Genomic DNA, 23,919 nt, shown 5'->3' with positions numbered 1-23,919 from the left:
CCCATCCGAATTGTCGATCAGACCAAAGCTCGTCAGCCGGCTTGAGCTCGCGCGCGATGGCACGTTGTCCGGCTTCGTCTACGACGCGCAGATGCCGGAGCGCCGCTATAGCATCGAGATTTTGCTCGACGGCCTGGTGTTCAGCACAACCTATGCCGACGCCTTCGTTCCCGAACTTGCTGAACAAGCGCATCAGGCGAGTTGCGGTTTCGCGATCACGATTGAGCTCGATCTGCTGCGCGCCGCACGCACCCTCGAGGCCCGCCTCGCCAATCTCGGCACGCCCGTCGGCCAGCCGTTCGATTTGGAGAGCGAGTACGCAAATCGCGCCGATCTGCGCGAGACGTGCCAGTTGCGCTGGCTCGGCGGGCTGCATTTCCAGGGCTGGATCGATAGCGACTCCGCGCTCTTTCTGGAGGCAATCGTCGACGGAGAGGCTATCGCCCAGGTTAATGCAACCGCCTGGACGCATGTTGGCGAAGCTGCGGCACACCGGAATGCGCGCGCTTTTGATTTCCACGTCCCGCAACGCTTTGCCGACGGGCGCGTTCACCGCGTTTCGTTGCGCAGGGAGGACGGTGAGCCAATTCCAGCGACGGCCGTATTTGTCGCCTTTCCCGACGGCCTTGCCGGAATGATCGACGCGCTCGGCGGCTACGGTGCCGAGCGCCTGCGCGGCCAGCTGTATGATCAACTGATTCCCGCCTCGCTTCCGTTCTCCGACTACGTGAATTGGCGCGATCGCTTCCCGCTGCCGATGCCGCGAGCAAGTGGCCTTTCGCTCGCGGTCGTCGTTGCCGGCGCCCCCGGCGCAGAGCAAACGCTTGCCGCGCTGGAGACCCAGACCCACGAAAGCTGGACGGCAGGCGTCATTGACGGGGAGCCACTCTCCGTCGACAGCGACGCTCTGTTGGAGTTTCTGGACGGCGCCGCCTCCGATTCACATCACATCGTCATCGCGATGGCGGGTGTGGTGCTCGAGCCGAATGCCCTGGCCCGCATTGCCGCAGCATTCGACGCCTATCCGGATGCGATCGCCCTGTACGGAGACTTCGATTTTCTCTCCGAGGATGGCCGGCTCTGGCCGCTGGCCTTTCCTGCATTCGACTACGAAAGGATGCTGGAGCAAGGCTATTGTGCGCATTTGTTCGCTGTTCGACGAGACGCCTTGCTCGCCGGCCTTGAGGTTCGTCCCGACAATCTTTACCGCCTCTTCAACTGCCTGCTCGATCACGCTGGTCCACGTGAGGACAACATCCTTCATCTGCCCGGAGCACTGGCGACGCTTCCTAAACTCGATCGAACGTATGCCAGCCATCAGCTTGCCGCGGCGAGCCAAATGCACCTCGACGCACGTGCCGTCAGTGCCGACGTCACCCCACAACAAGTTAACCTCTTTCCTGCGGTTCGAGTTGGTCGAGCGATTCCGCGCCAGCGCGTGACAGTGGTCATCCCGACCCGAGACCGTCTCCCGCTCTTGCGCACCTGTATCGACAGCATCGCGCCGGCGGTCGAGTGCTGCCGCGCAGATATTCTCGTCGTTGATAATGACAGTGTCGACCCCAAGACGATCGCCTATCTTGCAGGCTTGGCGAGACGCGGCGTGCGAACTTTGCGGGTCGAAGGTCCCTTCAATTTCGCGAGGCTGAACAATCAAGCCGCAGCAACACTCGACAGTGACGTGCTCTGTCTCCTCAACAATGACATCGAGGCGAGTTCCAAAGACTGGCTCGAGGAGATGCTCACGCGGCTCGCCGAGCCTGATGTCGGTGCGGTCGGCGCGCTCCTGACTTGGCCTGGCGGCGTCGTTCAGCATGGCGGTGTCGTCCTGGGAATGAATTTCGCGGCGACTCACGCCTTTACCGACAGATTCGGTGATGATCCCGGGTTTCTCGATCAGCTCCTTGTCGCGCACCAATGCAGCGCCGTGACAGCGGCCTGCCTCGCAACCAGACGCAGCGACTATCTTGCCGTTGGCGGGATGGACGAGTCGCGCTTCGCGGTCGCCTTCAACGACGTCGACTATTGCTTACGGTTGCGCCAAGCGGGCAAGCGTATCGTTTTCACGCCGCATGCGAAGTTGGTTCACGCCGAATCAGCCAGCCGCGGGCGGGATGATCGCGCCGACCGGCGCAGCCGGTTCGAGCATGAACTCAATCTGCTTCGGGCGCGCTGGGGTGAATGGCTCAACGAGGACCCTACCTACAATCCGCAGCTCTCGCGCGACGGGATTCCCTACAGCGGCCTCGCCTGGCCGCCCGGGCCACGCGCCCCTCGCTACAATCATCTCAAACCGGCGCGCGACGTGCCGTTGGGGTTCTGAGGCGGCGCCTCATCGTCCTTCAGGCCGCCGTGCGCCCCCTTCGCTCGATCCGCCGTTCAGTCACGAATAGGCTCGCTGCTGGAGCTGGCGCGCCGGCTCGGCGCGTGCTGCTTTTTCTTGCAAGGCAACGAAATCGTCGAGCTCGACCGATAACGCGTCCTGCCAATTCGGCGTGGTCACTCCAAACTGTTTCTTCAGGCGCGACAGGTCGAGCCGCGAATTGCCGGGCCGTATCGCCTTGGTCGGGAAATCGGCCGTTGCGATCGGAATGACGCTTTCAACCTCGAGTCTTAGGCCGCGCGACCTCAGGCCGGCAACGATCGCGCTCGCAAAGCCATGCCAACTGGTCTCGCCGGTGCAGACGAGATTGACGACGCCGCCTTTGCGGGCGAAGAGCTCATTAAGGTTCGACAGATTTGGCAGCACGATATCTGCAATCGCGTTGGCGATCGTCCTCGCAGTGGTCGGCGCGCCGATCTGGTCAGCAACGATGCGCAGCTCTTTGCGCTCTGCCGCATGCCGCGCGATCGTGCGTAGGAAGTTGGCGCCCTTGGCGGCGTAGACCCAAGAGGTACGTGCAATCAGATGCGGACCGCCTGCTGCACAAATGGCTGTGTCACCGGCGAGCTTGCTCGCGCCGTAGACCGACAACGGCCCCGTTGGACTATCCTCGCGCCATGGCGCCTTCCCGGAGCCGTCGAAGACGTAGTCCGTGGAAAAATGTACCAGCGGCACGCGACGTTTCGCAGCCCATTTGGCGATCACCTCGGGTCCCGCGGCATTGATGCGGAATGCGAGCTCGCGCTCGTCTTCCGCGCGGTCCACGGCGGTATAGGCCGCGGGGTTGATGATGAGATCCGGCTGGAACGTGTCGAGCGCCCCGACGAGTCTGTCAGGCTTCGACAGATCGAACTCATTGAGGTTAGGCGCGATGATTGTGCCTAGTCGAGCCAGGAGTGGTTGCAATGCACCTCCGACCTGCCCGCCGGTTCCCGTCAACAGTATCCGCATCAGACTTGCCCATACAATGGAAGGTTTTTTATGTCGGCAAGCAGCGGCGCGTCCGCGTCCTTGGCCGAGAGCGACGGCTTTTCGATACCCCAGTTGATACCGATCGCCGGGTCGTCCCAGCGGATCGAAACCTCGTTCTCCGGACTATAGAAATCATCGCATTTGTAGAAAAAGTCCGCGGTCTCTGAGAGCACCAGGAAACCATGCGCGAAGCCGCGCGGAACCCATAGCTGCCGCCGATTCTGCTCGCTCAACTCGACGGCAACGTGACGTCCGAAATTCGGGCTCCCGACGCGGATGTCGACGGCGACGTCGAGCACCTTGCCCCGCAGCACGGCGACCAATTTGCCCTGGGTAAGGGGATTTTGCAGATGCAGACCCCGCAGCACGCCGCAGCGCGAACGGGACATGTTGTCCTGCACGAAGGGCCGCGTGATGCCGTATGTGATGTAACGAGTGAATTGATAGCTCTCGACGAAGAAGCCACGGTCGTCGCCGAAGAACTTGGGCTCGATGACGAGGACTTCAGGAAGCTCGGTCCGGATCACATTCATTTTCGTAGCACTGCGAATTTTTGCCGACCGACACCAGTGTTTCGGCGTCGTCACTAACTTGTACTCTTCACATTATATGTTATGGTTGTGATAAGTAAACTGTGAGGAGCAATGAAAGGCATCATTCTCGCAGGCGGCACCGGCTCTCGCCTCTATCCCGTGACGACCGTCGTCTCGAAGCAACTTCTGCCGGTCTTCGACAAACCCATGATCTACTATCCGCTCTCGACGCTAATGCTCGGCGGAATCAGGGAAATTTTGATCATCTCCACGCCGCAGGACAAAGCGCTTTTCGAGCGCCTGCTCGGCGATGGCAGCGAAATCGGCTTGCGTTTCTCCTACGCTACGCAAGCGACTCCGCGCGGACTTGCCGACGCGTTCATCGTCGGACGGCATTTCATCGGCGACGATCCGGTCGCCCTTGTGTTAGGCGATAACATTTTCTACGGGCACAGCCTGCCTGGTATGTTAACTAAGGCATCCCTGCGCAATAAAGGCGCTACCATATTCGGTTACGTCGTCAACACACCCGAGCAATATGGCGTGGTCGAGCTCGATCAGGCCGGCCGCGCGCTTTCGATCGAGGAGAAGCCGAGACAGCCGAAGTCCAACGTCGCGGTGACCGGCCTCTACTTCTACGACAACGACGTGGTCGACATTGCCGCACGCATCAAGCCGTCGGCTCGTGGCGAGATCGAAATTACGGACGTCAACAAGGCCTATATGGATCGGGGCGATCTCTATGTGGACGTGCTTGGTCGCGGCTTTGCCTGGCTCGACACCGGTACGCATTCCTCGCTCGTCGAAGCCAGCCATTTCGTCCAGATCCTCGAGCAACGCCAGGGCCTGCGCATCGCCTGCCCAGAAGAAATCGCGTTGCGACAGGGCTATATTACGATTCAAGCGTTCGAGCGAGTGGCCGCGAAAACCGCCAAGAGCAGCTACGGCGAATACCTACAATCTGTCGCACGAGCGCACAGAGCAGCCTGATTCGTCACACGGAGTTGATTGATCATGCGTTTGAAAGGATTGACCATCTTCGTGACGGGCGGGGCCGGGTTCATCGGCTCCGCGGTCGTACGACATCTCCTTCGCAACAGCCACGCACGCGTCGTCAACCTCGACAAGCTCACCTACGCCGCGAACCTTGGTTCCCTGCCCGGCGCGATGGAAAACCTCAACTACGCCTTCGAGAAGCAATGTATCTGCGACGCGCCGGGTCTGCGCCGACTGTTCGAGCACTATCAGCCCGACGCTGTGTTGAACCTTGCCGCAGAGAGCCACGTCGACCGCTCGATCGACGGCCCCGGCGAATTCATCCAGACCAATATCGTGGGGACGTTCACACTGCTCCAGGAGACCCTGCGCTACTGGAGGACACTATCTCCGGACAAGCGGACGCGGTTCCGCTTCCAGCATATCTCCACGGACGAAGTGTTCGGCTCGCTCGGCGAGGAAGGCATATTCACGGAAACCACGCCCTACTCCCCCAGTTCACCCTACTCCGCAAGCAAAGCTTCGTCCGACCATTTGGTGCGCGCCTGGCATGAGACCTACGAGCTGCCGACGCTCCTGACCAATTGCTCGAACAATTACGGCCCCTATCACTTCCCTGAAAAGCTGATCCCGCACATGATCATCAAGGGCCTAGCCGGAGAGCAGCTTCCCGTCTACGGCGACGGAAAAAATGTTCGCGATTGGCTCTATGTCGAGGATCACGCCAAGGCCCTCACACTCGTGCTAGAGCACGGAGCCGTCGGCGAGACCTATAATATCGGTGGCCGGAACGAGCGCACCAATCTCCATGTGGTTGAAAGTATCTGCGATCTCCTCGACGAGATTAGTCCGGGTCAAAGCGGGCGGCGCCGCGATCTCATCACCTTCGTCGCCGACCGTCCCGGCCACGATCGCCGCTACGCGATCGACGCCTCGAAGCTCGAACGCGATCTCGGATGGCGCGCAGAGGAGACTTTCGAGACCGGCATTCGCAAGGTCGTGCACTGGTACGTCGATCAACAGCCGTGGTGGCAGGCGATCCTGGAGCGCGGATATCAGACCAAGCGAGTCGGACTCGCCCAGTAGGTCTGAAAGAGGCGGCATTCTGCCTCAAAACCCGGCGTTTTCTCAATCGAGGACGAGATGCACAACACCGAGATCAACAAGATATATGAGACCTATGCGCCTCTTACCGACCAGGAATGGCGGTCCGATCTGGTCAGGAGCATCAGAGAGCCTTCGATACGGGGCATCGCCTTCCCCTCATTTCCGTCAGCGGACCTGCAGCGCCATCTGCAGGGAAACTCGAATGAGATGGCGATCAGAGGTGCGCTCAGCTTTCGCGAGCACTGCGTCGGCGTCTTGAACGCCAACGGCGCCTCCCTCTCCAAGGACAGCATCCTGATCGACTTTGGAACCGGCTGGGGCCGCATCGCGCGCGCTTTTATGAAGGATGTGCCCGCGGCGAACATCTACGCGATTGAACCGTTCGACTTCATCGTCGAAGCGCGCAAGGCGAACAGCTATATCAGCTTCGTCAAAACCGATCCGTTGCCACCGCTCCCGTTCCGTGACGGATTTGCGACCCACTTCGTCACGTGGTCGACTTTTTCACACTTTAACCAGCATTATTTTGATCGGTGGATTTCCGAAATTGCCCGCATTCTCAGACCAGGTGGCATTTGCTTTATAACGACTCTCGGCATTCGGTTCTTAGAGGACCTGAAGGACGCACACCGAAAAAAGATCAATGGTCAAGAGATACACTTCTGGATAGATCTCATTCTGAAGCGGCTTCCCCATGACGCGATCGACACCGCAATAGCGGAAGTCAGGTCCGGCAATTTCTTTTGGCTGCCCTCGGACTCAGTGGCGCGCAGCGAGTTTGCAGAATGCTTCGTAACGGACAGATATCTCTCCGATAAGTTCTCCAATCTATTCGCTGTCATCGACTATGCTGATCACGGACAGTTAGCCCAAGATTGCATAGCACTGAGACGAAAGTAGAGCGTGGTGCCGCAGCTCTCAAAAGACGTTTTCGAGGGAGACGACGGCCATCTCTTCCTGGTCGGTGGCAGCAACGACGTCGCACATCTTTTCTCCGAATCCGACCACAATCTCCAATTGATCTGTTCTGCATGGAAAACTCTCCTGACCAGCAGAAAGAGAGCTGCTACGGATAGAGGAATCAAATATCTTCATTGTTTTGTTCCGGACAAACTCTCGATTCTCAGGACGAAGGCACTCGCCGTCACAGCTCAAATGAGATTTCCGGCCGAAATCCTGGAAGAAAGCGATGATGCCGAGTTGCGCGGGATCTTGGTGCCGCTAACCAAGTATCTCAGAAAGCAGGCAGGCAACTACGAAGTATTCCATCGGACCGATACTCATTGGACGGTGGAGGGCTGTTTCAGCGCCTATCAGATGCTGTGCTCTTACATGGTGATACCGCAAAAGGCAGATCTGATCACGCGGAACGCACCAGCCCGCGAGGGTAGCTGGGATCTCGGCTCTAAGTTGACGCCAAAACGGTTCGAGACGATCCGGTTCGGACGTTTTGGCATCGGAGCATCCCGGGTCGAGGCCAACGATATCGTGACCGCGCGTGAAACCGCCCAAGTGCCGAACGATCTGTTACTGCACGTCGGATCGATCGTCGAATATCGCAATGAAAGACACCCTCTGGCGAAAGTGCGGATGCTCGTGTTCGGTGATTCCTTTTTTGAGTATCGGCCTCATATGCTCACCGGAATGTTTGCCGAGACCGTCGATGTCGTGATGTTTGTCTGGTCGGCCGCCATCGACTGGAAATTGGTCGACGAGTTCAAGCCGGATATTCTCCTGACAGAGATTGCGGAGCGATTTGTCCGCGTCATACCAATGGATGACATCGATATCAGGCGCCATGCGACCAACAAACTTCAGTCTGTCTTGCGTTCGCAAGTCCGAACGGCGAGCTTCATGACCTGAAACGGGAACCGCGCATGCCTCCAAGCGTGGAACAAACTCCCGTGGCGCGAGTTCTTGTCCCTCACGTCTACGAGGCGTGTGCAGCTTGTTCTGGAACGATCAGCAGCTCCGTGGATGTCTTCCGAGGCAAATGAATGGCCCCACCTATCTGGTCGTAACCGTAGATGTCAGCCATCTCGTACCTATCAACGCGTCGGACTCTTCTGCGAGCGTTTCTCGCCAGCCTTCTGCTTCCCACCCGCAGTTACGCAAGAACTCGATGCCCGATCTTCGGAGCCATAAGGTGGGACGCACAATACTGCGACACGAGGGGGGAACCCTGTTATGAAGAAGAAAAAGCTCTGAGTCCCCAACGCTGGCAGTTTCGTGCGCCGCTCCATAGCCGTCTGACTGATTCCAAAACGTTGCAATTCAACGCTACCGAGGCCTCGTTCGACCAAGAGATACGGGTCGCTCATGCGGCCGGTCTCGGCTATTGGGCATATCTAGCGTACGGCGGCGATGGCAAACTGGATCTCGCGCACTCGATGATGCAGGGGCTGAAGTACCATCGTCGAAGCGGCATTGCCGATCAGATGAACTATTGTCTGATAGCGACCTTGGACACGCTAGGTCGCGCTAACGGATTCGACGAAGCGACAAAGCGCATTCACGGTCTCTTTTCGGACCACAACTACCAGAGAACGCAAGACGGCAGACCGCTTCTGTTCCTCTACTACCTCGATGCCCTATTGCCCTCATACTGGAATGGTTCGCTCGCCGAGCTCGGGAAATCGCTGTCTCACCTGCGAAATCAGACGACTTCTTCGGGTGGTAGAACTCCCTACATCGTACTTCTGCACACACCACCTGCTACAGCTGAAACGATCCGAAAGCAGATAGGCGCCGATGCCGTTTCGGCATATGGGATAAATTTCGGGCCAAACAGGTCTGGCACTTATCCCGAGCTCCAACGACACGTAGAACAATATTGGGAACATGAGTTGGCCCACACCTCGGGCAGTGTGGTGCCGACCGTCATGGTCGGCTGGGATTCGCGACCGCGAAAGGAGACCCCTCCCGCGTATGACAAACGGGATTACACGCGCATCGACAAGAGTGCGCATGTCGCGATCGCAACCCCTAGCGAGTTCTCTTTCGCCTGCCGACAGGCGGCGCGCTTCATGTCGAACCATCCGGATCGATGCCCCTATCAGATTGCGCTGATCTATTCCTGGAATGAATACAGCGAAGGTGGAGCACTGGCCCCGACCTTGGGTGATCCGTCCGCCTCAATGTTGAGAACTGCGAGCGAGGTTCTGAAGGCTTGTCGCGCGGGAGAGAACTAAACATCACACGCGGTCCAGGTCCAACGACGGCACCCGCGATCAGCCTCGGCCTTACAAATCAGATCGTACGATAGCAACAACTTGCAATATACTGCGTCGATGTACCCGGCAAGGAAGCGGCCACTCGTCACTGTAAGCACACACGCTTTCCGCTTATGACCGGCTGCTCGATCTGGAACGACGGATCAACCGCAATGCTACCGACGCGCTTACATGCCCGCTGCAGTCCCGGGATCTGAGACTAGAGACGGTCAGTTCAGTTCTTGACGATGAGTTTGTTAGCCGAGAGAAATCGCGTGTATGCTGGATAGAGCCCTTGATAGCGTCGCGCGAGACTTCCGAGCCCGACACGACTATAGAGTTGCGCCACATCGATTTTATCAAGATCAACGATGGAGACGAATGGCATACCTAGGAACCGACACATATCCTCGGTCCTTGTATCGTGACAGATCACAAGAGCAGGAACGCCGCGTTGTAGAGCGGCCATGCAGCCGTGAAAGCGACTCCCGAACACGAAATCATAGTTCTGAACGGTATCGAGCCAGTCATCCACGTCGAAAAAGACCCGCACGTGATCGGCCGCCCACTTCCGTACGTCGACCTCGGGGGCGACGTTCGCCAAGAATGTTGAAATTTCCTTCAACGCTTCTTCAGAATTCCGAGCCTGCTTGTCTGCCAATCTTATTTCGGCCTGCTCGCTTTGAGCAACGAAATCCGCTTTCCAGACTATTCCCGTGCCGTAGATTTCGCGCACGAGCCGGAGCATCCTTTCCTTGTCGAACGAATGACCGACGACGTCTCGCGACGCGTTGATGGAAAGGCGCTTGACCTCTTCAAACGGCCGCCGGGGGATGTTCATGCCGTGAGGTCCTCCCATGTAGTAGGAAGGGCATCCGGTCACAGTCACATTGTGCACACCGCGAAGCGCGAGAACTTCTTGAGTGTAGGGGCCGCGAACGCCGATGCTGACGGCTCTTTCGGCAATAACTTTCACGAACCGCTCGGTGCCAGGCATCAAGCTTATGTTCGGGTCGTAGTTGCTTGATTGAGCTCCGAGACCAACTATCGCCACCGGCAGGTCGGCCCGCTCGATATATTGCGCCATGCCGCCCAAATCAAATTTGGGAAACAGGAAGTTGGCCGCCGCAACGACGATCATGTCGAAGCGCTCATGCACCGCCCTGGGATCGATACTGTGATCCCACGAGAGGTCGTCATACACGATACGATCAAGCAGCCCGCGCGCAATCAACTGGTTCCCGGTATTGCCTCCGGTCTTCGCCAGCTTTGAAATTGGATCTTCGCCAACTTCCGCGGAAAAGCTCGGCGTTGCTCCAAGCAGAAAAATCTTCACTGTGCTCCTCCGGCGGCGATATCGATCCTAAACCAATATGTAGTGCACTTATTCCCACCCATATTGCTCTTCACCACCATCATCCAAATAACTTTGCGGCCACAACAAGGATCGTCACCGCATCTTCACCCTACCTTCTCTCTGATCGCTGATTTCCATTGCGCCGCCTCGGCTTCGTAGTCAGCCGCGGGCGACCGCCCTTCTCCGCCACCAATCGATAGAAAGTGTGCTTCCGCCGATTTCACCCGACCATCTCTAACGGCTGCCGCGACGTCGGGATATTTGCCGAGATACCATTCGGCATCTACGGCCGGCCCTCCTCCGCGGCGGCCCTCAAAGTAGCCGAAGCCTATGTAGTGCATGTGTGCACTTTCGAGCTCCCCACGAGAAATGGCCTTTGCGACGTCGGGATTCTCCCGCAAATAGCTGTCCTCGTCGAAATCGGCAGCGGCTACGGCGATCTGTAGCAACAGCTTGAGCAAGCCTGCCGGCACCTTGACATAGCCGGAACCATCCAAAGCGGACTTGTCGAGGTTTAAGGCACTCATCAACGATTCAGCAGAAGGCACAAACATCAAATCACCCAAAAAAGCCCTTAGTTGCAGTCACCACGATCACATCCCGGCGGCAGCGCGCGCCGCAGCTTTTGCTGTCCGCTTCGGCTTCTCGGCGTCACTGGCTGTTCCCAGCAATTGCACCGACACCTCGTCGAGGTAGGCAGCCTGCGCTCCGATTTCCCGCTCTCCGAAGCCGAACCGCTCGCGCGCGAGGCGGTGCATCGTATCGATCTCTTCGATGTGCTTTTGCGCCTTCAACGAATGGGTGACGCTCGCCGCATGGCGACGGTGAACGTTGAGGGGATCGGCGACATAGGCAATTTTCGCGCCCGGTGCCGCAAGCGCCTCGAGATAGAGCAGCCAATCACCAGCCATCCGGAAGTTCGTTAGACGGTCGCGGCACGCACTCAGCGCCCGCAACAGCGCCTCCCGACGCCACAGAACCGAGCTGACATTCAGAATCGTATTCCGGACACCGAGGTAACGGGTTACGAAGTCGCGACCGCCGAAGATCTCGTTGCGCGATAGCGCACCAGGCTCGATCGTGGCGTAATACGGCTTATAGCTCGCATAGAGATGCGCGCCGTCGGCATCAATGGACTTCGAGTCGGTAAAACCGATGGCGATGTCCGGATCGCCCTGCATGAGCGCGAGCAGGCTGGAGATGAAGGTCGGCTCCGAGAGATCGTCGGCCTCGGCGATCCAAAGGAACTCCCCCTTCGCCATCTCGGCAGCCTTCGCCCATTGCGCGAACACCGAGCCGGAATTCTGTTCATTGATGACGAGGGTGAGATCACGCTGGCGCTGGTCCGCAAGCTTCATGATGACGGAAATGCTGTCGTCGGACGAGCAGTCGTCCAGCACGATGATCTCCTCGACCGGATGGTTCTGGTCGAAGATAGTGTAAAGCCGCTCCGGCAGGCAGTGCGCATAGTTGTAGTTGGGCACCGCGACCGAGACGGTGGGCACGGATGGAACGGCAAGCCGGAGGAGATCGCGGACATAGTCTGCGAAGGCGAACTTGGTCTGGATGATCTCAGCCATGCGGGCACGCTCGGCGTCCGATGGCGTCCAGCGCAGAAAATTCTCCACGGCCTGTGCCATCGACGGCGCATCGCAATAGGGCACGACGCGGCCGACGTTCTCCTTGAGAAGGAAGCCCGGAATGCCGCCGGAGTCCTGAAACGCAACGACGGGCACGCCGACGCTGAGCGCCTCCAGCGCCACTGTCGGGAACGGGTCCTCGCGTGAGGTCAACGCGTAGACGTCGGAGGCGGAATAGAGCGCCTGCATGTCCGAACGATAGCCGGCGAGATGGAAATGGCCGGTGGCCTCGGCCCGCTTGATCTCCGGCCCCAGCCATTCCTGCAGGCTTGGATCGATGCCGCCAGCCCAGCAGAAATGAACATTTGCATCGCGTCGTCGCACCAGGTTCCAGACTTGCAGAAACAGGTCAAAGCCCTTGCGCAGGTCGGCATAGCCGACGCCGAGCACCATCTTGTCGGCGGGCGCAATGCCAAATTCCTTGCGAACGAGCGCGGCCTCCGTCGGCGCCGGCTCGATCTGCTTGTAGCTACCCTGCGCGCGAATGAGGAAACGCTCGTCAGTCGCATCAAGCCCGAGCGCTTCGACGAGCTTGTCGCGTACGAAGTCCGAGGCGAACACGACATTATGCGCACTCCCGATCGCCGCCCGTGCGATCTCCTCCAGGTGCTTCTCATGCAGGATCCGCGGCAGTTCGTGCACAAGGGAAACGGTCCGAAAGCCCATTTCAACGAGGAACTTCGCGGCGCGCCCGCTCGCCGCCGTGTTGGCGATGGCCGCCGTAAAGCCCTTTTCCCGGAAGTGTCGCAGCGTCGCAGGGATCTCCGAGGCCTGCTTGAGCACGGTGAGTGGAGCGACCGAGGCGTATTCGGCCTCCATCGCTCCGCCCTGAAGCAGGAGATATTCAACCTCAATGTTGAAGGCGCTGCGCAGCGTCTTGCCGATGTTGAGCAAAAGATGCTGCGCGCCGCTGGGGAACGCATCATGTCCGACCAATAGAACCTTGGGCAATGACAGGTCCCGGGTCAGACCGGTAGCCGCACGCGCAGTGGCATTCAGGTAAGCCGAGCCGAAATGCAGATCAGGCTCGAGATAAGCGCCTTCACACCATTCGTTCCAGGCGTTGATACAGACGAACGACTCGCCGAAGAAGGTGTGGGTTTGCGCCTGGTCGACCAGCGCCGACAACCAGGCTTCATATTTCTGCGGGGTCGAACCCTGGATCACCAGGCCCGAGCCCTGCCGGCGGGCATCATTGTCCCAGCTCGGCACCACCGTCTTGATCAGTGGAAACTTCGGACGCGGCTCCTCGAGCGAATATTTGGCGACATCGTCATAGCTATAGATCTGACCCGCATAAGTGTCGTCCAGGATCTTGGCTTCGGAGTTCACCAACGGCACGTATTTGGTCAGCTTGTGCGGCGGAAACTCGATCGCGCCGTCCATGCCGCTCGCAGCCGGATCATAATCATCAAAACTCTGGCTCATGATGATGATCGGATCTTCGTTGAATTTCTTCGCGAAGATCGATCGCCAGCGCGCGATCACACTTGCCGTATTCGGAATGAGGCGCGGCCGATAGATCATCAGGAGCGGCCGGCCCTGGATACGAATGTAGCGCTTGTCCTTGAAGTGCCGGTTGAAGTCGGACAACAGGCGCTCGTCATCATCGGAGAGGTAGTCCTGCGAGATTAGGACCTCGCCCTCCATGCCGTCCCAGCGCCGTGTCCAGTTCTCGTTGGCCCACATCAGGCAGAACGGCATGTTGATATCGCGCGTCTTGAGGAACTGCTCCAGCGGCTTTTCCAAGAGGCGCTTGCCGTTGAACCAGTAGTAATAATACACGAAGCCGTGGACACCCGCCGCCTTGGCGAGCTTCGCCTGCTTGCGCATGGTCTCGATGTCGGCAAGCGAATAGAAGCCCAGGTCGCGCGGAATCCGCGGCTGGTAGTGATCCTTGAACCGCGGAATGCCGCGCGCGATGTTCGTCCATTCGGTGAAGCCGGTGCCCCACCATTTGTCGTTCTCAGGAAAGGCGTGAAACTGCGTCAGATAGTAGGCCAGCACCTTGGCGCGCGGCTTGGCGCCGGCCGGCAATGGACGCAGCTCCTCGAACAGCGGGCTCGGCCGGGTGAACCGCTTGATCTCCGCCGGGATGGTGGCTTCGTCCTCCGGAGGTGACGGATAGATGCCATCCTCATGGCGATGCTCGAGATAATGCAGAAGCGGATTCTGATCCGTCTTACCCTTGAAGTAGCGCTGAATATAGAACTTGGTGTCGAAATCCGCTGACGGGTTGCGCCCTTCCTTGTAGCCATGAAAGATGAAATGCTCGAACGGATCGACGCCGGCCGCGGCGACGTCCTGGTAAGCCTGAAGATAGTATTGCGCGTCAAATTCCGGGATCGGGCTGAACGGGCCCAAGCGGTTCTTCAGATAGTGCGCGAGCGGGCTCTCGCCTTCCGGAATGCCGTACTTCTCCCGATACCAGGCCGGCTGAAAATAGGGGCTTGGCCGCCGTCCATCGCGCTCGCCGACCGTCGCATAATGCAGGAACGGATGTGCATCCGCCTCCTGCACATCGGGATAGGTCGTGACGTACCAGATCGGGTCGAAGATCAGATTTGGCTTACGACCTTCCCTGTAGCCATAGAGGAAGAAATGCTCGAATGGATCAGCGCCGACCGCGATCACGTCCGGATAACTCGCGGCGTAGAAGTCCTCGTCGAACAGACCGAGGCCCCTGAGGGTGCGCGCGGCATCTGCAAGGTCGGCGGCCGGCGCTAGCTGCTCGACTTCGCGCGACGGCTGTCTGCTCGCCGGTCCCTCGGCGGCGAGCTCCTTCGCAGAACTGTTTAGCTTTGTGGCGCCCGGTTCTGGCTTGGATTGCAGCCTTGCGGCAGCACTGCGCCTTGCCCGAGGTTCTCTCTGACCGGCGTCGCGCGCGAGCTTCGAAAGGAAATCAGCCATTGTTACTCATTCATGCATTGGATGCTTCGTTCCGCACTGGCAGACTAGCGCAAAGTTTCTGTCTCCGGTGTGAAGGCCCGATCGCGTGTCGCGCCGATCGACTGGAGGCGCCGCACGGCGCCTTCATTGCGTTGCCGCGCCGCGTATTGATACCAATTGACCGCCGCGTCGCGATCTTGCGCGGTGCCTCGGCCCGACATCAACGCGTCGCCTAGCGCAACCTGTGCTTCCGCCATGCCTCGCTCGGCGGCCCTCTGAAACCATTCCGTCGCCTTCGTCACGTCAGCATGGCGCCCCTGTCCCTTCCCGAGCATCACGGCGAGGTTGTATTGCGCAACCGTGTGCCCCTGCTCCGCAGCGGCCTCGTACCAGTTCACACCCTCTGCAAGATCCAGGCCCACTCCGGCGCCCGTGCAGTACATGACGGCGAGTTGGAATTGCGCCGCCGCATGCCCCGCGCGCGCCGCCTTGGCCATCCACGATGAGGCTGCCTGCGCATTCCCCACGCCGCTCTTCGGATCCAGATGAAGAAGTCCCAGCATGTATTGCGCCTCGACATGGCCGGCATCGGCCGCGCGCGTGAGCCACGGGGTGGCGCCTGGCATATCGGCGGTCCCGCCGAACTTGCCCATCTTCAGGGCGCCGAGTTGAAACGCCGCCGGCGGATGACCGGCTTCCGCGGCCTCTCCCAGCAAAGAGTGCGCGCGTGCAACGTTATCATCAGACGCATCCTGATGAAGCAGGAAGAGCGCGTAGGCGGTCTTGGCGTCAGGATCTCCGCTACCGGCGGCCCTGCTCAACCATTCCGACGCCATTTCCTGATCTTTGGGAACGCCCGCACCGGTCGAATAGAGCTTCCCGAGTTGCACCTGTGCAGCGCTGATGCCGCCATCTGCGGCACGTACGAACCATTTGATTGCAGCCTCCACGTTGCGCTGAACACCGGAGCCGTTGAGATAGAAGATCGCAACGTTGAACGCCGCGGTGGCATGGCCATTTTCGGCCGCGCGCTCGAACCACTTCGCGGCCTGGCGAATGTTGGGCGAGACACCGACACCAGTCGCATAGAACCGGCCGACGAAGAATTGCGCCTGCACATCGCCCCGCTCGGCGGCCTTCTCGTACCAAACCGCCGCCTCCCGCAAATTGGGCTCGGCATCGGCTCCGTTCGAATAGAATTCCGCGAGTGCCTGAATTGCCGGAAGATAATCCTTCCGCGCCGCCTTGCGCAGCGCGGTCTCGGCGCGATCGAGGTCTTTGGCGACGCCCTTGCCGCTGAGCCGTAACAGGCCGATGTTGTAGAGTGCGATCGGATCATCATGCGTGGCCGCACTCTGGAACAGGCGAGCGGCCTCAGTCGGGTTCTCGGGCAAGCCCATACCCTTCAACGTCATGAATGCGAGCCCAATCTGCGCCCTCACGTGATCCTGCGCGGCGGCCTTGCCATACCAGATCGCAGCCTGCGCGAAATCGACGAGTACGCCGCGTCCCTGATAATAGACATCGCCGAGCGCGAACTCGGCCGGCGCAAATTTCTGATCGGCCGCCGCCTGATACCAACGAAGTGCAGCAGCAACGTCCTTCGTGCACCCCTGCCCTTCGCTGTAGAGATTGCCCAGGATGGTCTGAGCATCCGCTTTGCCGGCTTCGGCCGCGGCCGATATCCAGCGAAACGCGGCGCAAATATCCTTAGCGACACTGGTCCCGTGCGGGAATATCAGGTGATGCACATTCGACGCGGTATCACCCAATCGCGCGGCGGAGGATTGACGCCAGGTCTCCGGCCTATTCGGTCCGAGGCTGGCGTTGACACCGTACAGATAGATCAGGCCGAGTTGATATTGCGCCTCGGCGTGACCTCGCTGCGCCGCGCGTTCGTACCACACCGCGGCATCGGGAATGCTGCCCGCCACTCCCTGGTTCTTGGCGTAGAGCATGCCGATTCGATAGTCCGCTTCCGCGTCGCCGTTTTGCGATGCACGCTTCCAGAGCTTTAGTGCCTCCAGATAGTGACCGCGCTCGAACGCTGCCTCCGCCGGACCAAGCCGCCTTTCGTCAGATCCGTGAGCGGGCCGAAGCCATTGGAGGAGCGATCGGGTCAATGCGGTCATGGCTCACGCATGGCCTCCCGGATGCCCTTCAGCATTCCGCCAAGCAAATACATTCCGACCGCCCGCGTGCCGACATGGACGTCTCCCGCAAGCGTCATGCCAGGAATCAGGCGGAAGTTTTTCGGGACATCCTTGAAGTTGGTCGAGTCTACCGAGCAACGCGCCTTGTAGTAGGCTTCGATAGGCTTTCCATCGTCGTCGGTGGTGAAGGCGCCCTCGCTGATCCAGCGCACTTTGCCGTCCGCTGTACCATGCTCCGCGGCATTGAACGCATCGATCCGCATCGTGCAGGGGTCTCCGGGCCGGATAAAACCGACATCGCGCGAGGCGATGCGAATTTCAGCCTCGAGCTTGGTGTCGGTCGGCATCAGAGTAATAAAGGGATCGCCGGGCTTCAGCACCGACCCGACCGAGAGCCTTGCCATCGTCAACACGACCGAGTCTTCGGCGGCGGTCAATCGGACCAGATCCTGATGCCTGAGCGCCTTCTCATAAGAGGCTCTCGCCTCGTCGAGCTTGTTGCGGGTCGTCACGAGATCCTGACTCAGTTGCGCAAACCATTGCTGCTTGAAGGCGTCACGATCCGCGATTGACGCGGCGAGCGTATTCTGGGCTTCGATTAGGCTGTTATGGGTGTTCTCCAGGGTCCGCAGCAATTCAAGCCTTGTGTCCTGGGAGATAAACATATTGAGCTGCGAGCCCGTGCCGTGCTCGGCCAGCGTCGTGCGCATGGTCTCGATCTTCTGCAAGATCTCGTCACGCTGCCGATATCTCGCATCGTCCCCGCGAAGCTTCTCCATCGTCGCCTGCGTCTGCTTGATCTTCGAATCGAAACTATTGATCTGCGCGGTATATTGCGCCATCCGCTGATCATAGAGCGCCTTCTGCAAGGCTGCGTATTTCTGGTAGTCCGGGTCGGGCTTGCTCGCAAAGACCAACGGATGCTGATTCAGCTCGGCTTCATCGCGCGCCACCTGAGTCTCGAGACTAGCGATCTGCAACTTCGCCTGGGTCAGGTCCGCCGACGTAAAGGTCGCGTCCAGGGTCGCAATAAGCTGTCCCGGTTGCACCTGCTCGCCTTCCCGCACGTCAATCGTCTTAATGATCGATGGATCCAGCGCCTGAAGGACGCTGATCTGTCCCACCGGCACGATCCGCCCCCCGACGCTGGTGATGACGCGATCTATCCGCGTCAGAGCGAGAATGGCAACGATCGTGACCAGGAAGGCCGAGAGCACAAACAGCGTTGCTCGCGCGATCAGAGGCTCAGCCTCCTCTCGGATCGCATCCGTTTCCGATTGAAATTGGCGAACGGTCGCAAGCGCACCATCAGGAGACAAGCGTCGGACTCCCAAATCTTGACCGATCGTTGCGTGCTGCCGGCGCCAAATGCGTGTTCTGCTGATACCACAGCGAGCTGTAGATATCGTTGCGCGCCAGCAGCTCCTCATGCCGCCCGATATCGTCGACCACACCACGATTAAGCACGAGAATTGCGTCCGCCTTTGTCAGGGACGACAGGCGATGCGAGATGATGATCAGCGTCCGGCCATGCGCGATGCGCGTTATGTTGGCGTTCACGATCGCCTCGCTGTCGGCGTCGAGCGCGCTTGTCGCCTCATCGAGAATCAGGATGGGCGGGTTGACGATCAACGCGCGCGCGATCGCAAGCCGCTGCCGCTGCCCTCCTGAGAGGTTCGGCGAACCTTCATAGATATGCGTCTCGTAGCCACGCGGCAGCTTGTCGATGAATTCTTCCGCGCCCGCCAGCCTCGCCGCCCTGACCACATCGTCGAATGACGCGTCCGGCTTGGCCGCGGTGATGTTTTCGCGGATGGTTCCACTGAAGAGAAAATTCTCCTGGAGCACCACACCCACGTTACGACGGAGATGGTCGATGTCGTACTCGCGAACGTCGATACCATCTATCTTGATCAATCCCTCATAATCGGAATGCAGCCGCTGCAGCAGACGCGTAATCGTGGTCTTGCCGGATCCGCTCTTGCCCATCACGCCCAAAGTAGTCCCCAGCGGGATTTCGAAGGAGATCTTGTTCAGCGTGGGTGATAGCGCTCCCTTGTATTTGAAGGTGACGCCGGAGAACTCCACCTTGCCCTCGAGCGGCGAACGCACGCCATGGCCGGAACGTCCCTCTTCCGCCGGCCGGTTGACGAGATTGCCGACGACTGCAACCGCACTTCGCGCCTCGTCGTATTGATTGATGAGCTGCGCCATCTGCATCAGCGGACCCGAGACGCGCTGCGATAGCAGCAGGAATGAGAACAGGGCCCCGATATAGACGGGATCGTTGCTTTCGAGCGCGAGATAGACGCCGAGCGCATAGGAGCCGCTGACGGCCAGCCGCTCCAGCGGACGCACCACCGACTGGATGGCGTTTCCAGTCATGCCTTCCACGAGCCGGGCCTTGGCAACGCGTGCGACCAGAACATCCCACATGTGGCGCTGCCGCGTATCGAGCGCGAGCGACTTGATCGTCCGGATGCCATTCAAGGTCTGAACCAAAAATGCGCCCTGCGCGCCCTCCGCGGCCAGCACGGCAGTCGACGCCTTGCGGTAATTCGGCAACATCAGGACGAGCCACGCGACGATCAATGCCGACAAGGCGAGAACCACGATCGTCATGACGGGGCTGAAGAAGAACATGACGGGCAGGAAGAATATCAGCGTCGTAGAGTCGAGAATGGTGCCGAACAATTGCCCCATCAGGAACGAGCGAATGCGAAAGACTTCGCGAATGTCGCGCGCGACGAGGCCGACGGCCGTCTGCTCGAAATAGTCGATGGGAAGATTGAGGACCTTTTCGAAGACGTAGGTCGACAATTTGACGTCCAGCCTGGTCGTCAAACGATGGACAAGGAACTGTCTCAAGAACGAGAACGCCGCCTCGAAGGCTATGACCACCAGCATCGCGACGCAGAGCACATAGAACGTGTTGTACGCCTTGTAGAAGATCACCTTGTCCGACAACAAGCGCCAGAACATGATCGGCGCCAGGCCGAGAAGCCCGAGGATCACGGCGGCAATCGCGACGTCGCGAACCATGCGGCGTTCGCGGAACAACAGCGCGGCTACCAGGCCGAAACTGAACGGCTGCGCTTCGTCCGATATCTCGTAGTTGCGCTTGATCAGGACGAGATCGCCGGACCAGATATCTTCAAATCGTGGTTGGTCGATCACGAGCAGCGCGTCTTCCGCGGCATTCGGATCCCTCAGCACGATGCGCGTATTGTGCGCGTCTCCCTCGACACGCAGGAGCACCATATGGCTCCCATTGCGCAGCCGAACGATGACCGGGAGCGCCTTCTTCAGATGAGACAGTCCGCCCCAATCGAGCTTGACGCACTTAGCGCGCATGCCCGCTTTCTCCGCGCAGCGGACAAGCTGATGGAGTGTGACGTTCTCGTCCGGCAGAAGGTTGTCTTGAATGAGCTGTGAGGACGTGAGGTGCAGCCCGTGCTGTCGTGCGACGATGATCAGGCACCCCAGTGCCGATGCGGGTGGCGCATCGGCAAGGTTCTGGTCATCGACATCGTGGACGGTCGTGGATGTCAAGCTACCTGCCATCTATGTTAATACTTTCACGTTCGACTGTGAGCATAACATTTTGCGACAAAAAGGCCAGCAGCACTTATCGTTAAAATTGTGAGGAATGGCTGGCCGCACTCACAGATATGTCAGGCCTAGGCTTCCTGAAAATTGAAGCCGGATTCTAACAAAGACCTCTGGATGGCCTCGCCGTCGGCCTCGGGCATCAGCGCGAGCGCACAGACCTCGAAATTTTGGGTGCTGACCGAAACGGTCGGAAACCCAGCCATCAGCAGGAGATTACCGAGTCGCTCGGCCGTAAATCCGGTTCGGTGGGCCATGTGAACGCGCCCCTCCTCGATCGCGCGCGAATGGCCGTAGAGCATGTCGAGCGGCCTGATCGGCCCCGCCGGCGAATGATAGGCTATCGCGGCAATGCCATGCTCAACGATGAACTGAGCGATCGATTCTACGTCCGGGCTCATGATCAAGGCGAATCCTCCAGGCTTCAGGACCTGGTGGAACTGACGCAGCGTCGGATAGATCTCGTGGGCATAGAGGTGTTCGAGCACGTGCGATGACCAAACCGCGTCGAAAGACTGAGACTCGAACGCGCCGCTCAAACCAAGAATCGAGCCGAGCACATCTGGCTTGACGTCGGGGTCGATGTCGAACCGAATCTCCTCCCAGCCATGATCGACGATCATCCGGGCAATGCGCTGGGCCGTACCAGGCCCGGAGCCCGCATTGAGCAAGCGTTTCATCTTGGCAGACAAGATCCGTTCCTGGCATCGGGCGCCCGGTGAGCGCCAGGTGACGATATTAGCAAATCACAACTTCTCCAGCATCGAAGCAAGACATGGCAATGATAAGACGTCAGAAGGCGAAAGACGTCTTAACTCTCGAACTTCAAAAGCAAAAGCCCCGCCGTGAGCGGGGCTTTCACTCGCGTAGCTTGCATGAGCCGGATCAAAGCTTCGGCAGATGGACGTCCTGATCGGTGAAGTGGAGATCCTCGACGCCACTGACCGCGACCGTCTGGTTGTCGCTAAAGTGTAGCGTGTAGGTGCTCGTTTTCGCGTCGACGTCGATCTTCGTGACATCGAAGAAGGAGCGATTGGCGAAGTCCACGGTGTCCGTGCCGGTGCCGCCAACGATCGTGTCGTTTCCGGTGTGGGTCTGGACATGGAACGTATCGTCGCCGCTCCCGCCTTGCAGCGTCGAGTTCGCAGCAGCCCCGCCGCCGTAGACCCAGAACACGTCTTTGCCGTCACCGCCTTGGAAGACATCGCCCTGCGCGCCGACCAGCGTATCGTTGCCGTCGCCACCGGACAGCGTGCTGTGCCCCGACGCCAGATCTTTCAGGAAGTCGTTGCCACCGTCGCCTTCGAGCAACTGAGCGCCGGAGCCCGCCTCGAGACGGTCGTTGCCGGTGCCGCCGGTCAACGTATCGTTGCCAGTGCCGCCATAGATGCTGTCATTGCCGGCGCCGCCGAACAGCGAGCTATTGCCGTGCCCGCCATGGATCGCATCGTTGCCGCTGCCGCCATAGACCGTGTCGTCGCCGCTATCGTACAGGTTCACGCTGTCGGAACCCTTGCCCATGGCGACGAACACGTCGTTATCGCCGCCGATCACATCGAGCGTCTTGCCGCCGGCGTCATCGAGGATGATCGCCTTCAGGTTCGGCGTGGTCTCGACCGTGGTGGACTGCGAAACGTCGAGGACGTTAACGACCGGCGGAACGCTCCCTCCGGAGAACGGTCCGGACTCGAACCATGCTCTCGAAGCATCCCCGGGATCGTCACTGAATACACCGCTTTGCTCGAGCGAGTCGATCAACGCCGATCTGACGCTCGCCTCGATGTGGTTTCCGTTCTGGTGAAGAAATTGGCCCAGCTCAGTCTTCGTCAGGTACGAGACGGCCATGGTACCCCCTTTCAAGTTTTACTGATGATGATCCGACGCGCCAATCAGCGGCAAAGGTGCTTGAGGCTGAATGTGCTGCGACTTGAACGGGAGCAAACAGGTTGCATCCGCCCGGCTCACCCGCGCCTTATGTTAGAATGTTAAGGCGCTGGCTACTTTTGTTATGATGAATGTTAGTCGCGACGCACAATCACTGTCAAGGATCAAATTCACGCGCTGATAACTCGAATTTGAGGCAATGTCATATTGTGTTAACTATCGCGCGGCGATGCGGGGGGAATCCGCGATCGAATGACGCTTTTCTCGCCATGTGCCGGCGGTTTTGATCCGTACCCATACGAAATTCGTCGACGAGGCATGTGTGGAGACCATATGTACGAGCTTCGCCCGCCTCACTGCACGAGGAGCAAGCGGTCGGCAGCCCGCGAGATGAAGGCACCGACCGAATCTGCCGAGAATACGATCACTTGTTATTGTAGCGCCGCATGAATTCTCCCCGACCGATGCGGACAACCATCACAGTCACCCAACGCAAGGGAGGGGTTGGCAAAACGACGATCGCGATCTGCATCGCCGCCGAGCTGACGCGCAGGGGTCACGATGTCGCGCTGATCGACAGCGATCCTCAGCGCTCCGCCGCTCATTGGGCGGAGTTGGGCAATCTGGAATTCCCGGTCTACGAGATGGCCCTGGAGGACATTTCCGTATCCACCTGGGCGCAGGAGGTCCGAAACGTCGAGGCCGGTATGGTGGTGATCGATACTGCCCCCAACGCGCGCGGAATGGGAGCATCGATCGCGGTGGCAGACTTGATCCTAGTCCCCTGCACTGCCTCAGGGCTGGATCTCGATGCAACGACGCAGACGCTGGCCATCATTGAGGCGGCGCGCGAGCGCCGGCGAGATCGAGTTCAGGTCATTCTGGTTCCGAACCGGGTCGATGGCCGTACCCTCGAGGGGCGCCAGCTTGTCGAGGAACTGAGTGAATTCGGCGAGATTGTTGGGCCTCCGATCGCAAGCCGCCTCGCGTTCGTTCGGTCCTTCACTTACGGACAGTCGGTCGCGAGCTTCGTGGCTGGCGATCCGGCCGATCGAGAAATTCAAGCCCTGGCAGACGAAATCGAGAAAATCGTCGGAAGCGCGCGATAGCAGCAGCCGACAATCGCACGACGCGCGTTCAGCACATCCACTGCATGATCCGCAGAGATGCAGGTACTCGTTCGA

The 23,919-nt window shown here is 59.4% G+C and carries 17 protein-coding genes; 7 read left to right on the top strand and 10 right to left on the bottom strand.

The genetic code is table 11. From position 1 onward, the window contains the following. Positions 1-64: 64 nt before the first annotated feature. Positions 65-2,323: a glycosyltransferase family 2 protein gene (locus LRP30_RS15645; RefSeq protein ID WP_346016217.1), complete on the top strand. Its 2,259-nt coding sequence runs from the start codon at positions 65-67 to the stop codon at positions 2,321-2,323. A gap of 60 nt (positions 2,324-2,383) precedes the next feature. Here the strand turns inward: LRP30_RS15645 and rfbD are convergent, their stop codons facing one another. Both rfbD and rfbC read right to left on the bottom strand, forming a co-directional pair. Beyond that, on the bottom strand, positions 2,384-3,334 hold the full coding sequence (gene rfbD / locus LRP30_RS15640; RefSeq protein ID WP_249760924.1) for a dTDP-4-dehydrorhamnose reductase: 951 nt from the start codon (positions 3,332-3,334) through the stop codon (positions 2,384-2,386). Next, positions 3,334-3,888 carry a dTDP-4-dehydrorhamnose 3,5-epimerase gene (gene rfbC, locus LRP30_RS15635; protein WP_249760923.1) on the bottom strand — a complete coding sequence of 185 codons (555 nt, stop codon included), beginning with the start codon at positions 3,886-3,888 and terminating at the stop codon, positions 3,334-3,336. Before rfbC ends, rfbD begins: the two co-directional genes overlap by 1 nt. A 111-nt stretch (positions 3,889-3,999) precedes the next feature. On the opposite strand from rfbC, the gene rfbA reads away from it, so the two are divergent. The 5 genes from rfbA to LRP30_RS15610 all read left to right on the top strand — a co-directional run bounded on the left by rfbA (position 4,000) and on the right by LRP30_RS15610 (position 9,182). Beyond that, positions 4,000-4,878, top strand: coding sequence for a glucose-1-phosphate thymidylyltransferase RfbA (gene rfbA / locus LRP30_RS15630; RefSeq protein WP_249760922.1), 879 nt, complete (start codon positions 4,000-4,002; stop codon positions 4,876-4,878). A 24-nt stretch (positions 4,879-4,902) separates the two neighbouring features. Beyond that, positions 4,903-5,970, top strand: coding sequence for a dTDP-glucose 4,6-dehydratase (gene rfbB / locus LRP30_RS15625; protein WP_249760921.1), 1,068 nt, complete (start codon positions 4,903-4,905; stop codon positions 5,968-5,970). Between the two features lie 57 nt (positions 5,971-6,027). Next, positions 6,028-6,891 carry a class I SAM-dependent methyltransferase gene (locus LRP30_RS15620; protein ID WP_249760920.1) on the top strand — a complete coding sequence of 288 codons (864 nt, stop codon included), beginning with the start codon at positions 6,028-6,030 and terminating at the stop codon, positions 6,889-6,891. Between the two features lie 3 nt (positions 6,892-6,894). Beyond that, positions 6,895-7,854, top strand: coding sequence for a hypothetical protein (locus tag LRP30_RS15615; RefSeq protein WP_249760919.1), 960 nt, complete (start codon positions 6,895-6,897; stop codon positions 7,852-7,854). A gap of 404 nt (positions 7,855-8,258) precedes the next feature. Then, positions 8,259-9,182 (top strand): hypothetical protein, encoded by a 924-nt coding sequence (locus LRP30_RS15610; RefSeq protein ID WP_249760918.1) that lies wholly within the window; start codon positions 8,259-8,261, stop codon positions 9,180-9,182. A gap of 256 nt (positions 9,183-9,438) precedes the next feature. On the opposite strand, the gene LRP30_RS15605 is transcribed toward LRP30_RS15610, so the two are convergent. From LRP30_RS15605 to LRP30_RS15570, 8 genes are all read right to left on the bottom strand, one after another. Continuing rightward, positions 9,439-10,539, bottom strand: coding sequence for a polysaccharide pyruvyl transferase family protein (locus LRP30_RS15605; RefSeq protein WP_249760917.1), 1,101 nt, complete (start codon positions 10,537-10,539; stop codon positions 9,439-9,441). Between the two features lie 125 nt (positions 10,540-10,664). Beyond that, entirely contained in the window at positions 10,665-11,126 is a 462-nt protein-coding gene (locus LRP30_RS15600) for a hypothetical protein (protein ID WP_249760916.1), read from the bottom strand. A gap of 27 nt (positions 11,127-11,153) precedes the next feature. Then, complete coding sequence (locus LRP30_RS15595; RefSeq protein ID WP_249760915.1) at positions 11,154-15,110, bottom strand: glycoside hydrolase family 99-like domain-containing protein; 3,957 nt, start codon at positions 15,108-15,110, stop codon at positions 11,154-11,156. 44 nt (positions 15,111-15,154) lie between these two features. After that, positions 15,155-17,221, bottom strand: a complete 2,067-nt coding sequence (locus LRP30_RS15590) for a tetratricopeptide repeat protein (protein ID WP_249760914.1) — start codon at positions 17,219-17,221, stop codon at positions 15,155-15,157. After that, a complete protein-coding gene (locus LRP30_RS15585) occupies positions 17,218-18,561 on the bottom strand; it encodes an HlyD family type I secretion periplasmic adaptor subunit (RefSeq protein WP_249761765.1) in 1,344 nt (447 codons plus the stop codon). Before LRP30_RS15585 ends, LRP30_RS15590 begins: the two co-directional genes overlap by 4 nt. After that, positions 18,551-20,794 carry a peptidase domain-containing ABC transporter gene (locus LRP30_RS15580; RefSeq protein WP_249760913.1) on the bottom strand — a complete coding sequence of 748 codons (2,244 nt, stop codon included), beginning with the start codon at positions 20,792-20,794 and terminating at the stop codon, positions 18,551-18,553. The genes LRP30_RS15585 and LRP30_RS15580 overlap by 11 nt, the downstream gene beginning before the upstream one ends. Before the next feature lie 128 nt (positions 20,795-20,922). Continuing rightward, on the bottom strand, positions 20,923-21,543 hold the full coding sequence (locus tag LRP30_RS15575; RefSeq protein ID WP_346016216.1) for a methyltransferase domain-containing protein: 621 nt from the start codon (positions 21,541-21,543) through the stop codon (positions 20,923-20,925). Between the two features lie 193 nt (positions 21,544-21,736). Next, complete coding sequence (locus tag LRP30_RS15570) at positions 21,737-22,696, bottom strand: calcium-binding protein (protein ID WP_249760912.1); 960 nt, start codon at positions 22,694-22,696, stop codon at positions 21,737-21,739. 503 nt (positions 22,697-23,199) lie between these two features. On the opposite strand from LRP30_RS15570, the gene LRP30_RS15565 reads away from it, so the two are divergent. Beyond that, positions 23,200-23,844, top strand: coding sequence for a ParA family protein (locus tag LRP30_RS15565; RefSeq protein WP_249760911.1), 645 nt, complete (start codon positions 23,200-23,202; stop codon positions 23,842-23,844). Positions 23,845-23,919 lie beyond the last annotated feature (75 nt).

This window comes from Bradyrhizobium sp. C-145 (assembly GCF_023375135.1).
Lineage (GTDB): Bacteria > Pseudomonadota > Alphaproteobacteria > Rhizobiales > Xanthobacteraceae > Bradyrhizobium > Bradyrhizobium zhanjiangense.
This window is presented reverse-complemented; position numbering and strand designations above follow the sequence as displayed.

Excerpts from the sequence above, each read along its gene's own strand:
- rfbD (WP_249760924.1), bottom strand. The coding sequence starts at position 3,334 with ATGCGGATACTGTTGACGGGAACCGGCGGGCAGGTCGGAGGTGCATTG.
- rfbC (WP_249760923.1), bottom strand. The coding sequence starts at position 3,888 with ATGAATGTGATCCGGACCGAGCTTCCTGAAGTCCTCGTCATCGAGCCC.
- rfbA (WP_249760922.1), top strand. The coding sequence starts at position 4,000 with ATGAAAGGCATCATTCTCGCAGGCGGCACCGGCTCTCGCCTCTATCCC.
- rfbB (WP_249760921.1), top strand. The coding sequence starts at position 4,903 with ATGCGTTTGAAAGGATTGACCATCTTCGTGACGGGCGGGGCCGGGTTC.
- LRP30_RS15620 (WP_249760920.1), top strand. The coding sequence starts at position 6,028 with ATGCACAACACCGAGATCAACAAGATATATGAGACCTATGCGCCTCTT.
- LRP30_RS15595 (WP_249760915.1), bottom strand. The coding sequence starts at position 15,110 with ATGGCTGATTTCCTTTCGAAGCTCGCGCGCGACGCCGGTCAGAGAGAA.
- LRP30_RS15590 (WP_249760914.1), bottom strand. The coding sequence starts at position 17,221 with ATGACCGCATTGACCCGATCGCTCCTCCAATGGCTTCGGCCCGCTCAC.
- LRP30_RS15570 (WP_249760912.1), bottom strand. The coding sequence starts at position 22,696 with ATGGCCGTCTCGTACCTGACGAAGACTGAGCTGGGCCAATTTCTTCAC.
- LRP30_RS15565 (WP_249760911.1), top strand. The coding sequence starts at position 23,200 with ATGCGGACAACCATCACAGTCACCCAACGCAAGGGAGGGGTTGGCAAA.